Genomic DNA, 13,870 nt, shown 5'->3' with positions numbered 1-13,870 from the left:
GTCCTCCCGAGACACGGGGCGCCACCGCCCCAGTGATGCACCTGATGCAACCCTCCTCTTCCCAGAACAGGAGCCGCATCGGTGTGTAATCGATTGCATGTGCCCCCTAAAATGGCATTGCAATCGATTTCAGGAGTTTCATACACGCCTTGCGCTGCTGTCAAGAGTGTTTTACATCGATTGCATAAGCTGTCAGCACAGAGGGGAGCTGCCAGACGTGTCTGAGCATAGAAAAACACCTACAATTCAAGATGTTGCCCTAGCAGCGCAAGTATCGACTGCCACTGTGAGCCGCGCTTTATCTCACCCAGATCGGGTGAGTGAGACCACGCGTGCAAAAGTTGCTGATGCGATCCATGTAACCGGTTACACCCTCAATTTAGCGGCCCGCTCGCTGCGGCAAAGGACTACCAAGACTATATTAGTTGCACTTCCGGATATCAGAAACGGCTTCTTCTCGTCTATTCTGGATGCAATTGAGCGCGAGGCCACGGCCCGCGGATACGGCGTTTTAATTGCCAATCTCTACATCGGCGCCGAGAGTGCTATGCAATTGCAAAGCTATTTGCTTTCCAATCGCGCCGACGGCCTTTTGCTGTTGGATGGGTCGCTCGACGCGCGGACTCTGCAAATTCTGACCTCAGAACCGCATGCAATTCCCCTTGTGGTCGCCTGCGAGGAGATCATGAACGCAGGGTTCCACACGGTGCTCACCGACAATGCGCAGTCTGCTGACCGCGCCACCCAGCATTTAATCGATCTTGGCCACAAACGGATTGGGCACCTGCTCGGACCTGAGAGCAATGTTGTCGCCAAGGAGCGGCTCAAGGGATTTCTGGCAGCGATGAAGCGTGCAGATCTGCCAGTGTCGCCAGAGTGGCTGCTGCGCGGCAATTTTGAAATGGACAGCGGGTTCGGCGCGGCATCACGCTTTGCTTCGCTGTCTGAGCGCCCGACGGCCGTGTTCGCAGCCAATGACGAATCGGCGATCGGGTTCATGTCCGGCTTGCGTCGACACGGCATCCTCTGCCCGCGCGATATTTCCATTATCGGCTATGACGATCTCGACGTGGCGGCGCACTATACCCCTGCCCTGACGACGATAAGACAGCCACGGCAAACGCTGGGCCGGATGGCCGCAGAAACGCTGATCGACATGCTGGAAGACGGCTACACCAAGCGCGGACAGCTGCGTATTGTGTTGAACTCGGAGCTCATTGTTCGGGAAAGCACCAGTCACCCACAGGCAGACGCGTGAGAGCGCAAGTGGGGTGTGGTAATTTCAGCAAAATGCTGTAAAGCAAAGCCCGCTAGGCCCCTTAGCTCAGCTGGATAGAGCAACGGACTTCTAATCCGTAGGTCGCAGGTTCGAATCCTGCAGGGGTCGCCAGTTTTTCAATTATATTAGCGATTTCAAAGACCCAGCCCCGCACCGGGTACATTTGCGGGCCATTGATTCCGCTTACAGATTCCGCGCATGCCCCGCACCTTTTTGCAGGCACTTTAGAGCGTTTGCCTAAGCGCGCAGTTTTCCGCTAGGCTCCCTCCATGGCTAGCGATCCGAAGTTAACGAGCATCGCCGCAATACTGGGAGTGGCAATCGATCAGGTGCCACTGGTGCAACTTGTCGATGATGATGCAGCCCGTGCCATGCTGAAAGAGTTTGATCGGCAAGTGCAGGAAATCGAGCGACGGAAGCAACGCCCAGATGTGCAACCTCTATAGCCACACCAGCAATCGTTCTGCGATCACAGCAATGGTGCGAGATTTAACCCGCGTGCATTCCAGCGTGGGCAACCTTGAGCCACAACCAGGTATCTTCCCTGACTATCCGGCGCCGATAGTGCGCAATACCGCCGAAGGCCGAGAACTCGCCATGGCTCGCTGGGGCATGCCGTCCAGCCAGTTCGCGTTAATGCAAAGCGCGAAGAAGCGCTCTGAGAAGTTGGAAGCGAAAGGTCAAGTGGTCGATTTCGCAGAATTGCTCCGCCTTGAGCCAGACTCCGGCACGACAAACGTGCGCAACATCTACGATCCTGAAAAGGACAAATGGAACCGTCACTGGTCCCGATGGATGGGCGTCGAGAACCGGTGCGTTGTCCCGTTCACCAGCTTTTCCGAGTTTGACAGCCATACGGACGCGGACGGCAAGAAGCTTGGCGACACTTGGTTCGCCCTCGACCAATCTAGGCCTCTGGCATTCTTTGCGGGGATTTGGCTTGAAGGATGGACCGGCGTTCGGAAGGCGAAGACTGGCATTGAAAAAAGCTTGGACCTCTTTGCCTTCCTCACCAGCTCACCAAATGATGTCGTGGGCGCGATCCATCCCAAAGCGATGCCGGTTATTCTGACTGAACCAGACGAAATCGAAATGTGGCTTACGGCTCCGAAAGAAATCGCTATCGGATTGCAAAGGCCCCTACCCAACGGCGCTCTTGAGATCGTCGCCGTGGGCAAGAAGTCTGATCAGTGACCTACGAAGATCGGACCATTTCGGGACCGTACATCTCCCATTTCCAAAGCTGGCGCCGTCCGGCTGGCCTTCTGAGCCGCAGCGTGCCGTAATCAAAGCGTGACGGGATATGAAACCTGACGGTCATGCGGCCCGACGCTTTGCAGAACCCGCACCGCGACGGCGGATAATATACCATCATCTCTGGGTCATAGATTTCCAACATGTCAGATGCCAGCAATGCGGTTTCCCGCTTGCAGCAGCCGCACCTGTAGATGATGACCCTACCCTCCTCGGCAGCGTGATGTAGGCGATAGGCTTCAAGCTGCCGCCTGCTAGGCGTCATGCTCATTTTTTCAGTGGCCGCTTAACTGCCAACGCATCACGCACGACAACCGGCGCATATCCTGTCAGCTTCACGATGTCGTCTGCATCGAGGCCAGTTTCAAAAAGCCGCCTGATTTGAACAGAGGGGCCAACCTTGATCGCTATGCTCATTTTCGATTCTCCGCTTCGCTCGATTTATGAGAACAAAAAGAGAACGCGTCAATTCACGGCTTCAAGCGCGCAGTTTCAGGGAGTGGGCTGTGGATACCCGGAACTGGCAAGCCGCCAACGTGGAGCTGATAGTCGCAACATGGGAAGCGGTAGGCGATCAGGAGCTTGCCAGCGCAGCGATACGGCATCCAATCCCAATTGGCCGGCACCCCATGATGTGGGCAGATAGCTACGTCCGCCATGGCCACCACTGAGCCGCCGAAACGACTAGACCTGATAGCGTAGCTGCGAACCCCGCAACTGCGACAAGGACTTTCCAGCTCCCCCGAGTTTGAACGATAACGTCCCGCATTTCGCGGATCATGACGCCCTGCGCCTCTACCTGCTTTTGTAAAGCCTCGACCTCTGCTGAGAGGCGGCCGATGTCGCGTTCTATGCTACCGCTCATCCACTATCGCCCTTTCCAGCCGCAGGCGCGCTCGCCATAAAGATTGTGAGCCAAGATTTGCGTCTTGGTGCCGTCTGTCATGGCGTCCGAAACTGACGGTCGGATAGCGCTCGACACGTCGCAGAAATCACCGGTCGTGGTCGCGCAGCCAGCGATTAAGGTCGCTATCGAGATCGTTGCTGCCAAGGTTAGAGACTTCATCATCGACCTCCTTGCGGTCTTTCATGGACTGGATACGGCGCGCCGATTGCTCGCGCTCGATATGCTCAACCCCGGCCTTGCGCCCTTTCAAGAACGCCAAGCCGAGGGCAACAAAAAAGCCCGCCAAAGCGAGCCCGATCATCTTCAGTTTGCGGAGCATCGTTACACCTCGCGCTGCCCTGTGAATTGCTTTGCTATCAACCACGCCACGAAAGCACAGACGACCACCACAAGCGCGATACCCAGCGCCAGTTGGAACGGCCCATTGCCCTGAGTGATAGCCCCTGCCCCGGTAAGAACGCCGCCAGCACCGGTCAGCACTTCCGGCTTGGTGATGATGTCCTTGAGGGTTTCTTTGGGCGGCTCTGCCCCTGAGAACGTGCCTGCGCTCTTTGGGAACCAAGCATTGTTCTTGCCCGTACCTTTGAACCGAACAACCGTAGCGCTCTGGCGGCTATCGATGTGCATGAAGTTGCTGTTGGGGTAATGACCGATGCCCCGGAACCCAACTTCAATAGCAGCAGCCTCAAACGCTTCCGGATCATGGTTGGCCATCGAGACATCGAACGCCATGCCCTTGGGGTGATAGCCATTCCGCGCACCCCCGATCTGCGCGTTATAAGTCTCGGTACGGTAGGCGCTGTTGATGATCAGCGGCTTGCGCAGCATTGTGCGAAGGGCCTGCAACATGTCCATGCTGCGCTCATCGACAAGAAGCTGTGCCTTTTCCTTCGGCCCGTTCTTGCCGTTGATGAAGCGATTGCTGGCGATTTCCTCTGGCTTGAAATTCGGCCAGCGCCAATTGCCCAGCGGGAAATCCCGCCAGGAGCGATATACCTTGGCCATGCTGGCCTCCTAAAGATGTGGGTGTGGTTTAAGCCGAGTGGCGCGTTGCACCTGGGCAGTACTTCGCGCGGAAGCCCTCCCATTGCTTTGAGAAAGCAAGGAAGTCCGCTGGGAACTGTGCCCCCATCGTTAGTCTCCTATCGATTTAAGCACTAGTGTATGGTTCAGTTTTGAGGAAAGCGCCGCAAGCTGTTCCAAACCGTTACGGCTACCCTTACCGCAATTCAGTTCTAACTTGGAGGACACGGCCGCGAGCGCACCAACGCAATTGCGTATCGCGCCCATCTGCGCTAGTCGATTTGCATTAGCTGAGAGATAGTAATGACTGCACCAAGCACCCAAGAGAAACAGCCAACACTTTTGGGTCTGCACCTCCTACGAGGGCTCTGCGCTATTGCAGTAATGTTCTACCACTACCTTCACGAGGCTGGCGTCGGAACTTTTCACGCAGTCGGCACCTACGGAGTGTATATATTCTTCGCGCTTTCGGGCTATGCTTTGACATACGTCTATGGCGAAAAGCGCCTTAATGGGCGAAGCCTCGGGAATTTCTTCGTTTCGCGAGTGTTTCGAATTCTGCCACTGTATTTTGTTGTGGCTACATATCAACTCTATATGCTCCGAGCCACGCCCGGGATTTGGGAAAAATACCTGTTAAACGTCACTATGTTCTTCGGGCTAGCCACACCAGGAGCAACCTCTATGGTTCCTGGCGGGTGGAGTATCGGCATCGAAGCAGTATTTTATCTAATGTTCCCGCTGATACTCTGCATCAGCAACCTTCGCGCCCTGGCGGGGATGCTCTTGTTTGCCGCCTTTATCAATCATGTTATGACCGCGTGGAGCTACACAACTCCAGTTATAGACAATCAATGGATGGCCTACACTCAGGCTCCCACGTTTCTTGTATATTTCATCGGCGGGGCCCTGCTTGCTAGACTGAGACCGAGGATTGTAGAGTTTATGCTCCAGCATAAGAAACTTTCCTCATTATTGCCTCCAATCTTAGCGATCATTATTGTCGCCATGTTCTTTATTCCGTCCGCAATGTCCATTTCTCGCCAGGAAATAATTTTAGGGCTGCCAGCCAAAATAATGATCATGGCGAGTTTGCTTGTGATCGCCATAGCTTCTTTATTAGAATTGCGGTCTCGGATGGAAGCATTGGCGCTTTTTCTAGGCGAAATCAGCTATTCGCTTTACCTGCTCCACTACCCGGTCTGGTATCGCGTGCAAATGCACGTAAACGCGGACTTGGGGATCCAAGCATTGCTAGCGATAGTAGTCAGTCTGGTTTTAGCTACGTTGACCTATCGATACTTCGAGAAACCAATGCGGGACCTCAAATACCTTCCAGCTTTCAGATCCCGATTAGCACCGACAGATTAGCTATATAAAGGTCCGATCCCAGCGATCCATGACTACCGCTGTAGTAAAGCATGAATGTCATTCCGTGTGCTTCGAAGACATGCGGATGACCACTGTCTCCGTCCCCACCCGGCTTATCGGGGAAACTTCCGGCTTGAGCGGGAGAAAATACCGCAAATGGGGTTTGCGCCCTCCAAACAGCGCCTCCAGCGATCAGCTGTGCCTTGGAAATACTCGCGTAATAAAACGGAAACATCCACCGTGTCGCCCCATCCGCGAGATGAGTCTGCCCCCGTGATGGCCAAATTGCATAAAGCGTTTCTCTGGCGCTGTTATACCAAAGGCACGGCGGGTTTTTGCCCATAGCGATATTGGTAATTGCCTGTGGTGCGCCCCACGTGATGCCGCCATCGGCAGATTTCATCAACAGCGGGGTGTCGTCTCCAGTCTTCTCACGTCGCATGAACGATACGTGGTGCGTTGCGTCGAGTGCTACAGTATACGGCTCTGCAGGGTTTGGGCCGCTCAGGCCGGGACCGTCCCAAATAGTAGAATATGTGGCGGTTTGAAAATCATCGGACGACGAGAATAATGACTGGTCGCCATCGGCATTTGCCGCTGGATTGGCATGCCCATGGTAGCAGCGGAAATAGCACGTTCCGTCATTGCGGAGTACTAGGCTTCCGTGGGGAACAATCCGAGTCATTGCGGGGTTACTTGCTGCACTTGTTCGCTCAGCAAACGCGACTCCGTCCAGCGAAAAGTAGAAGCGCGTTCTATTTCCCGACGCCCCCCCTGTCGAAACGGTAATGTCCTCGGTGGCGACAACAAAAACGCCATTCTGGGTGACGCCAGCAGAATAGTTCCGATAGTCGTGGTCAGCGAGAGATGCGACTACTACCGGCGCGGACCACGTCAGCCCGCCATCGTCACTAAAAATCGCCTCCATCCTCGACACTGCGATGTTGTGCGTAGTTGCGCTCCGATAACAGACAACGATCCGGCCATTAGGCAGAATTCCTAACGCATGACCCATCTTGTTACGACCTGGGTCATGGTAGGTAATTCTACGCGAGGAGGCCAATAGTGTGGCCAACTTCGAATAGTCTGCACCGATATTGAGGCGCGCCTGCTCTTGCTCTGGCTCCGCAATCGACTGAGGGTCATAGCCTACCGCTCGCACGTTCTCGCGAGCCTGTGCTCGTTGACCAGGACCCAGCAACTGGATTCCACCGTAACTAACTGGATACTCGACGCCAGCTGACGCCGTTTCAGCTCGCTCAGCAGCCTCCTCAGCGCGCTCCGCGTCGCCACTGGCGTCACTCGCACTTGCAGCGGCAGCTACAGCAGCACCGGCATCATTGATAAGCTGGAATTTACCCGCAGGATTAATTCGGAACAGGACGCCTCCTGTCCATTCGCCTGCAGACAGCGGGTTGCCCGCAGCGTTCACAACATCGCGCTGAACACCGCCGATGGTGAGCTTGAGCGTGTCAGTGTTCGGCGTGGTGACCTCTGCGAAGTAGACCAGCACCGATGCCGGATTGACGCCGGGGCTAGGCATTCCAGTCTGAGCCGTTCCGCTGCCAGATAGCGTGACGCCAGCAATGGTATCAGGGAAAGGACGACCAAATAGCCAAGCGCCGCCAGACCTGCTGTAATAACCCGCACCAGCGCCGGTTAGCACCATGCCCATATAGTTCTCATTGGGAGGGATGACGGCATTCAGAGCGGCAAGCGTGTTACGGGTGATCGATTGACCGCCGCTATTCTGGATCATTTTCAGAAGTGAGCGGATATCTTTCTTGTCTGGCAAATGCTCACCAGAGGCAGGAACCCCCTCTGTATTGAAGTCACGAAATACCTGATCGATCGTTTGGGACACGATAGGAGCCTTTCCATAAAGAAAAAGGCCGCCGAGATGGCAGCCTTGTAGGGTGTTGGTTCTGCGAGAAATTAGGAGACTGTGATCGCGCCAGTTGCGACTGCTGTAGTTGGAATTCCAGAGCGGTTTATCGCCACTACAAAACCATAACGCGTTCCGGCTGAAACGCCTGTCACAACACGCGTATCCGCGATGTTTGGAGGCCCAAACTCGGTAGCTACCAAAGTGGCGCCGGTCATCGAATTGGACGTGTTGATGTAAAGCCGAGAGCCTGCGTAGTTGGCGCTGTTCGGAGCGGACCAACCGAAGGTGATTTGCGCTGTTCCTCCCGTTGCTGAGACAGCCGTGACTACCCCCGGCGCAACCGGATCGGCCGTGACAGTTATGCTGCCCACCGAAGACCACGAGCCCGGAGAACCGGCGGGCGATAGAGTGCGAACCCTATAGTTGTATGTGCCACCATCATCCACCAGAGCCGAAGTTGCGAAGCTGCGATCGTCGGCCGTCTGCATGTCTTGCCAGACGCTCTCAGTGCTCTTCTTGTATTGTGCATGAACGCCCAAGGCTTCACGTGGTGGCCTTGTCCAACCTACGATTAGACGCACGCCGACGAGAGACCCATCGATAGCGACCTGCTCCGTTGCGGCAGTGATACTCGTGGGTAAAGGTAAACTCGTTCCGCCGCCCGTTCCCGGTGCAACCCCTGAAGGCGTTCCTTCTTCCAGCGCCGCATCCCATGCATAAGCAGTCGGGCTAAGCGACGAGAGTTGAAGCTGCACCCCTGTTAAATCGTCAAGAATTTGCAGGCCGGTGATAGCGAAGGTTGTGTCAATCCCCATTGGCCCGAACTTGATCGTCAGTGTTTCTTCCCCGATCGCGTTGAGGCCGTAGAAGTTCGTGACAATTGTTCCTGTCCACACTGGGTTAGATTTGTGGGTGTAGATCTTCGCAACGCGCCGGGCCTGAGAATGCGAAGGAACGCAAAGCAGGTCCAACGAGTGAGGCAATACACGACCACGGAGTGCGACGTTAACAGCGTCAACCCAACGCTGCGCTTCTGTCTCGACAAATCCTTGCGCCGCATCTGTGTACTTGATCGTCAGTTCATTGAACGCGACCAGTGCACCCTGCCCCCTTTGGAAGTCGGCAGAGATGATGTGCCCCTTGCTATCGTCTAACATTAGGGTGGGTGCAGTAAACTTGCCGCCACGGATGGCAATCTTGCCTGCAGAATTAATGTAAAGGTCGGCGTCACACGCTTGGCACATGCGGCCGAGAACCGAGCGCATCTCTTCGGTAAGGCTGTAACCAAGTGCCAGGCGATAACGCTTTTCAGTACCGCCAGATTTTAGTGGCACGGGCTGATCGCAGAGGTTCGCGAAGGCCTGAAAGCTAGCAAGATCAATTTTGCTCTCTGGAAAACCCGCCCCATACGGGAAACCTGCGCCATCACGTCCGGTGAGGTAGTCATAAACGCAGTCTGCCGGATTGTCCGAGAATATGCGAACGCCCGTGCGAACCGATTTAACCAGAGAAAAGTCTGCAACCACGCGCAGAGTTGGCGGGCCCTGCGGGTAGACCTTGCCGATCTGCTCTCCTTCGACTTCTTCGAAGATCGTTAGAGCATTTGCAACGCCACGCATTCGGTGCGCGGAGGTATAGACGCCGGGGAATGCTGAGATGAGTTCGCTATAAGCCGTCTGCGCACTCTGCCCCATGCGGAACAAGATACGAGCGACCTTCTTCAATCCACCGAACCCGAAATTCACTTCATAAGGATCGGTTGTAACGTATCCATCGCCACCGATTGCAACGAGCTGATCGTTCAGCCATACCTCTTTGATCTGCGATATTTCGCCTTCATTGAGCGTCGTCTGAGAATAAAGAAAGCCGCCTTTACTCTCGAAGAATGAGAGCGTTCCGCCAACCTTGTTTGTGCCATAAAAGCGGACGCGCGCACCCGTCGATTGACGCACAGTGGCTTGTCGGTCCTGCGGTGTCGGCGTGTTGAATTGCGGCTTCGGAGTGAAGGCGTTCAGCAAGGCCGAGGCGCCAAGCACCCCAGCGCCGATAATGGCAGAACCCACCAAGGTCGCGCCTAAGCCTGTGATCGCACCGCCCCAGCCGATGTTTACAAGGAAGGCGACGCCGATGGACAATGGGTCACGGCGTCGACGCGGATCCCGGCTCTTACGGCCGCTATCATCCCTCCACCTACTCATGGATAGACCACGCAGCAATGACGGTAGGAGCGGTGACAAACGCGATACCGGTTTCGGAACGCACTGCCCAGCACTTGGCGGGGCCAGCTGTGCCAGTACAAATTGCGCCGTAAGGAACGCCGTTATGATCGATGATGCCGATGTCGCCCATCGCAGGGCTATCAGTTGGCTTCGCGCCGACAGCATCAGCAAGCCGATTGATGAAAGCAGGTAGGCCACCTTCGCGTTCAATCAGAGCGTGCTTCTCTGCCTCGGTGCGATACGCGCCTCGCCACTCAGGAACCGGATCAACGCCGTGCACGGCCTTCCACCAATCCGCCATAAGCAGGCAGCAATCATTTTGGCCCAGCACAAAGCGGCGACCCGCACTGGCGTGCAGGAACTCAATCAATTTGCGTTGCATGGAATGTCCTAAGCTCTAAGCCAATTGACGGTCTTGAACAGGAGGGAAGGCGCGAACTCGAAACCGCGATCCCCCGGCCAACGCGCTTGCTGGTCAGTGTCAGTTTGGAGCCCCCACGGCGCACGCACACGATCAACAAAAAGCGTTTCTGCTGTAAGGGAAATTGCCTGTTGGCCAAGCCGTGCAGACATGCGGGGCGTATCCATGACCCCGGCCCAGATAGCGATCTTGCTATCTAGCGACGTCCCCGCTTCTGTCAAAAACTGGAGGTAGACAGCACAAGGTCTCCCAGTCGCTTCATACGAACCATTAGCCGCCACGCTGACGAGAAACGCGTCGACGCCTGAAAGCATAAAAGTCGCCTGGGGCGCGGACATCTTCACGCTCTGTTCAAGGCCAGACACAGAAAGCAACTGGCCAAGTCCCAACCATTCGTGGCCGTCGACCGTCAGATAGCCTTCCCGATCCGTGAAGCGCTGAGTGCCGCTGGCGAACTCGAATTCAAACAGCACAGCAACTGCCACGCGCCTGCCCTCGGCAAGCTCGCGAACCACAAGTGGCAACATGTGAGATACCCTTGCTTAGGTCCAGCCAAGCGGCTCGATGAGATTGATCTGTGCTGTAGCGAAGCGGCCTAGGCGAAGGTCCGCACGCCCTTCATCGTCGCTTTCCAGTCGCCAAACACTTTTGGCGTCAAAGTCGACTACATCGGTTTCCGGAACAGCAGCGACCCGCAATCCGGGCTCAAAGCCCAGACGATAGGTGTCGCCAATCTTTTCCCAGTTGGTGATGACATACAGCCGATCGGCGATAGAGAAGAACAGCCCTGCTGACATGGCATCATTGAGCCCAATTGCGGTAATCCCAATGGATTTGGCACCCTTGGGCGCAAAAGCGAGAATCTCTGCGCTCGGCTGCGCAAGCTTAAAGCCTGCGCCGTCACTGTGCGGTACGCCGTCAGCATAGAGTACAGGCGCTCTGCCCGAAGCTCCGATCTCATTGCGGTTCAAACGATATCGATCGCAAACGCGAATGCGGACGTAATTCCAGCGCCCCTGCAACTGATGCCGAACCATACGCCACCCGCGAACGCGGGCTTCGTTGTTCAACGGCAGATTGATCGTCCACTTCCACACCGACGAAAGCGGAGAGATGATCTGTTCTTGGCCATTGATTGCTGAACCGCCCGAGCGCGTGTTAGGCACCAAACGCGGGTCGGTCCTGTCGGTGATCGGCAAGGAAAGATTGTAGATTTCAGGCATTCGGCCTAACCCATCCCATACCGAAGTTGCTTTTCAGCCGTGGCGGCTGGCGAAGCGTTAACACTGGTTCTGATCAAAGCAGGGGCAGCACCGCCGACCACGCGCCCGGCGTGATCAGTGACGTAAGCCGACATCTTCTCGTCATTTGTCTCGACGTGAACTGTCAAAGCCTGCGGCTGCGCGGCCTGAGGGGAGTGCTGCGGGCTTTGGACAATCACTGGCACTTTGCCGCCTGCCGGAAGTGGGATAACTGCTTCTTGACCGTGCACGACGCCACGGGCTTCACCTCGACGGCCACCGGTGTTTGCAGTGCCCTTAGCGAAACCAAACATGCTACCGATAGCGCCGAAGATCCCGCCGCCACCGCCGCCGAATAGACCACCGCCAATTGCGTTGATGCGCATTTTGATCAGGTTCTTGAGCAGGTCCTGCATGACGCTGTTCAGCAGTTCGCCAGCGTCTTTCCCCTCAAGAAACCCGTCAATAATGCTATCAAGAGCATTGCGGCCAGCCTGAGCAAGTTCGTCTGCAGTCTGACGCGCCTTGTTTTGAGCTTCTGCAAGGCGAGCCGCTTCTGCTGTCGCAGTTGCGTACCCAGTTGCCAGTGCTTCAATCTGTGCTCGCTGATCAGGCCCCAAATCTAGGCCAGCTCTGATGGCGGCATTCTCAAGTTCTTGTACGGCCTTTAGTCGCTCTTTGGCGTAGCCGTAATCATTGAGCAGCGGATTAAGCGCAGCTGTTAGCGCTGTCTCCTGCTTGAGCATGTCAATCTTCCGCTGGAACTGCTCAATGCTGTCTCCGTATTTATCTCCTGCAGACTTGCCGCCCCCTTTGCTGCCCAAGCTGGAAGGGATTGAGGGGCCGCCAGGCTTTCCGTCGTTAGATAGGTCTGGCGCGAACTGCTTCCCGAACTGGCGCCAACTGGGCATGTCGCCCAAATCATTTGTTGTGCTTGCGGCAGCGGCCCGCGCCGCATTCGCTGCATCCCTCATCGCGAAGAAAGTATCGATGACACCCAACACACCCGTTTTGAGTGCTGCGAAATCCGGGTTTACTGAAGCCAGTGCCTCAACCGCCTGATGAGCTTTCTCGACGCTGCCACGGCCCTTGAGTATCTGATTGAAGAGATCCTGCACTGCTGCATCGACTTCTCCAAATCGCCCCTTGGTATTAACCGCTAGATTTACAATCGCCTGCTCTGCGTCGGTTAGCGCTAATTCATATTCCTCTGCGGTGCGAACATTGCCACCGAGTGCTTCGTTGAGTGCGACAACCCCATCCGCGGGGGACTTCCCGAGCTTAGACAAGGCATCGAGTATCTGAGCTATGTATGCAATTTCGCGGGCACCCTCAGAAAGGAACTGTGCCAGCTCGTTGCCCAAGCCATTGAACACCTTATCGAACAATGGTTGCTCTGGCGCATTGCTGATAGCATCAGAGATCGCGATAATCCCTTCAGCCAACGCGGCGCTTGAACCAACTGCCTTGTCAGCTTCTCCAACGAAGATCATGACGGCGTCTTTGAGTAGAATGAAGCCGTCTGCGACCGTTGCAGGCATATTTCCCGCCTCAACGCGCAGAGCCTCCATTTGGCTGGTCACGCCATACATTTTGTCGGTCGTGATTTTGCCTTCTTCGCCCAGCTTCCGAAGCTCGTTTACCGATACCCCCATACTGTCAGCGAGGGCTTTCGAAAGGCGTCCACCCGATTGAATGACTATATTAAGGTTCTCGCCACGCAGGGAGCCTGAGGCCATGGCCTTTGACCAGGCATCCATCACCGACTGCGCTCGCTGACCGCGCACCGCGCCAACGACGAGCGCGTTATTCAGCGTCTCAACTAAGTCCAGCTGCTGCTCGGTGCTGTAGCCTAGGGCTGACAGCGCTTGCTGGTTTTGAAGGTAACCTTCAGAGGTCTGTTCTAGGGAGGAATACGTACGCCGCGCCATCTCAGACAGACGGCCCATTACGGCGGCCCCGCGCTCTATACCACCAGCAGCGTTATTCACTCGCGAGTTCAAGTCTGTCCAAGCGGACGTCATGGAGATGATCGACGTAGTGGTCAAGGCAATCCCGAGGACGCCAAACGCTCGCCCAACAGAGCCAAAAGCGCCGACCATCCGTCCCTGCATGCCTTGGGCGCTTCTGCTCAGGCCGTCAAACTGACGCTGCATGGAGCCAACACGTTTATCTGTCTCGCTGTTGGCCTTGGCGAGAGCACGCTCATATTTGTTGGTGCTCGCCTCTAGCGAGACGATTAGGCGCTCAATGTCAGTTGCCATCTT

At 55.8% G+C, this 13,870-nt stretch carries 13 protein-coding genes and 1 tRNA gene; 4 read left to right on the top strand and 10 right to left on the bottom strand.

Annotated elements, in window-relative coordinates; all coding sequences use genetic code 11:
* Positions 1-217 precede the first annotated feature (217 nt).
* The 3 genes from H4N61_RS06605 (at position 218) to H4N61_RS06595 (ending at position 2,473) form a co-directional block, all read left to right on the top strand.
* On the top strand, positions 218-1,258 hold the full coding sequence (locus tag H4N61_RS06605; RefSeq protein WP_169194151.1) for a LacI family DNA-binding transcriptional regulator: 1,041 nt from the start codon (positions 218-220) through the stop codon (positions 1,256-1,258).
* 55 nt (positions 1,259-1,313) lie between these two features.
* Positions 1,314-1,390 (top strand) — tRNA-Arg (locus tag H4N61_RS06600).
* A gap of 318 nt (positions 1,391-1,708) precedes the next feature.
* Positions 1,709-2,473, top strand: coding sequence for an SOS response-associated peptidase family protein (locus H4N61_RS06595; RefSeq protein WP_182395497.1), 765 nt, complete (start codon positions 1,709-1,711; stop codon positions 2,471-2,473).
* Positions 2,474-2,800: 327 nt separating this feature from the next.
* Here the strand turns inward: H4N61_RS06595 and H4N61_RS06590 are convergent, their stop codons facing one another.
* The 4 genes from H4N61_RS06590 to H4N61_RS06575 all read right to left on the bottom strand — a co-directional run bounded on the left by H4N61_RS06590 (position 2,801) and on the right by H4N61_RS06575 (position 4,445).
* Complete coding sequence (locus H4N61_RS06590) at positions 2,801-2,950, bottom strand: hypothetical protein (RefSeq protein ID WP_182395496.1); 150 nt, start codon at positions 2,948-2,950, stop codon at positions 2,801-2,803.
* 229 nt (positions 2,951-3,179) lie between these two features.
* Positions 3,180-3,398 carry a hypothetical protein gene (locus tag H4N61_RS06585; RefSeq protein ID WP_182395495.1) on the bottom strand — a complete coding sequence of 73 codons (219 nt, stop codon included), beginning with the start codon at positions 3,396-3,398 and terminating at the stop codon, positions 3,180-3,182.
* 127 nt (positions 3,399-3,525) lie between these two features.
* Positions 3,526-3,759, bottom strand: coding sequence for a hypothetical protein (locus tag H4N61_RS06580; RefSeq protein ID WP_182395494.1), 234 nt, complete (start codon positions 3,757-3,759; stop codon positions 3,526-3,528).
* A 2-nt stretch (positions 3,760-3,761) separates the two neighbouring features.
* A complete protein-coding gene (locus H4N61_RS06575) occupies positions 3,762-4,445 on the bottom strand; it encodes a D-Ala-D-Ala carboxypeptidase family metallohydrolase (RefSeq protein ID WP_182395493.1) in 684 nt (227 codons plus the stop codon).
* A gap of 321 nt (positions 4,446-4,766) precedes the next feature.
* Between H4N61_RS06575 and H4N61_RS06570 the strand changes: the two genes are divergently transcribed.
* A complete protein-coding gene (locus tag H4N61_RS06570) occupies positions 4,767-5,834 on the top strand; it encodes an acyltransferase (protein WP_182395492.1) in 1,068 nt (355 codons plus the stop codon).
* Here H4N61_RS06570 and H4N61_RS06565 read toward each other — a convergent pair.
* From H4N61_RS06565 to H4N61_RS06540, 6 genes are all read right to left on the bottom strand, one after another.
* Complete coding sequence (locus tag H4N61_RS06565; protein ID WP_182395491.1) at positions 5,806-7,698, bottom strand: exo-alpha-sialidase; 1,893 nt, start codon at positions 7,696-7,698, stop codon at positions 5,806-5,808. The two genes, H4N61_RS06570 and H4N61_RS06565, sit on opposite strands and share 29 nt — an antisense overlap.
* A gap of 71 nt (positions 7,699-7,769) precedes the next feature.
* Complete coding sequence (locus H4N61_RS06560; protein WP_182395490.1) at positions 7,770-9,920, bottom strand: hypothetical protein; 2,151 nt, start codon at positions 9,918-9,920, stop codon at positions 7,770-7,772.
* Positions 9,913-10,323, bottom strand: a complete 411-nt coding sequence (locus H4N61_RS06555; protein ID WP_182395489.1) for a hypothetical protein — start codon at positions 10,321-10,323, stop codon at positions 9,913-9,915. The genes H4N61_RS06560 and H4N61_RS06555 overlap by 8 nt, the downstream gene beginning before the upstream one ends.
* Before the next feature lie 8 nt (positions 10,324-10,331).
* On the bottom strand, positions 10,332-10,889 hold the full coding sequence (locus H4N61_RS06550) for a hypothetical protein (protein ID WP_182395488.1): 558 nt from the start codon (positions 10,887-10,889) through the stop codon (positions 10,332-10,334).
* 15 nt (positions 10,890-10,904) lie between these two features.
* Positions 10,905-11,585, bottom strand: a complete 681-nt coding sequence (locus H4N61_RS06545) for a hypothetical protein (RefSeq protein WP_182395486.1) — start codon at positions 11,583-11,585, stop codon at positions 10,905-10,907.
* Between the two features lie 5 nt (positions 11,586-11,590).
* Positions 11,591-13,867, bottom strand: coding sequence for a tape measure protein (locus tag H4N61_RS06540; protein ID WP_182395485.1), 2,277 nt, complete (start codon positions 13,865-13,867; stop codon positions 11,591-11,593).
* Positions 13,868-13,870 lie beyond the last annotated feature (3 nt).

This window comes from Devosia sp. MC521 (genome assembly GCF_014127105.1).
In the GTDB taxonomy this organism is placed as follows: Bacteria; Pseudomonadota; Alphaproteobacteria; order Rhizobiales; family Devosiaceae; genus Devosia.
The sequence above is the reverse complement of the archived record's forward strand: the minus strand, read 5'-3'. Positions and strand labels throughout refer to the sequence as shown.

Excerpts from the sequence above, each read along its gene's own strand:
- H4N61_RS06590 (WP_182395496.1), bottom strand. The coding sequence starts at position 2,950 with ATGAGCATAGCGATCAAGGTTGGCCCCTCTGTTCAAATCAGGCGGCTT.
- H4N61_RS06570 (WP_182395492.1), top strand. The coding sequence starts at position 4,767 with ATGACTGCACCAAGCACCCAAGAGAAACAGCCAACACTTTTGGGTCTG.
- H4N61_RS06595 (WP_182395497.1), top strand. The coding sequence starts at position 1,709 with ATGTGCAACCTCTATAGCCACACCAGCAATCGTTCTGCGATCACAGCA.
- H4N61_RS06575 (WP_182395493.1), bottom strand. The coding sequence starts at position 4,445 with ATGGCCAAGGTATATCGCTCCTGGCGGGATTTCCCGCTGGGCAATTGG.
- H4N61_RS06580 (WP_182395494.1), bottom strand. The coding sequence starts at position 3,759 with ATGCTCCGCAAACTGAAGATGATCGGGCTCGCTTTGGCGGGCTTTTTT.
- H4N61_RS06560 (WP_182395490.1), bottom strand. The coding sequence starts at position 9,920 with ATGAGTAGGTGGAGGGATGATAGCGGCCGTAAGAGCCGGGATCCGCGT.
- H4N61_RS06585 (WP_182395495.1), bottom strand. The coding sequence starts at position 3,398 with ATGAGCGGTAGCATAGAACGCGACATCGGCCGCCTCTCAGCAGAGGTC.
- H4N61_RS06555 (WP_182395489.1), bottom strand. The coding sequence starts at position 10,323 with ATGCAACGCAAATTGATTGAGTTCCTGCACGCCAGTGCGGGTCGCCGC.
- H4N61_RS06540 (WP_182395485.1), bottom strand. The coding sequence starts at position 13,867 with ATGGCAACTGACATTGAGCGCCTAATCGTCTCGCTAGAGGCGAGCACC.
- H4N61_RS06545 (WP_182395486.1), bottom strand. The coding sequence starts at position 11,585 with ATGCCTGAAATCTACAATCTTTCCTTGCCGATCACCGACAGGACCGAC.
- H4N61_RS06550 (WP_182395488.1), bottom strand. The coding sequence starts at position 10,889 with ATGTTGCCACTTGTGGTTCGCGAGCTTGCCGAGGGCAGGCGCGTGGCA.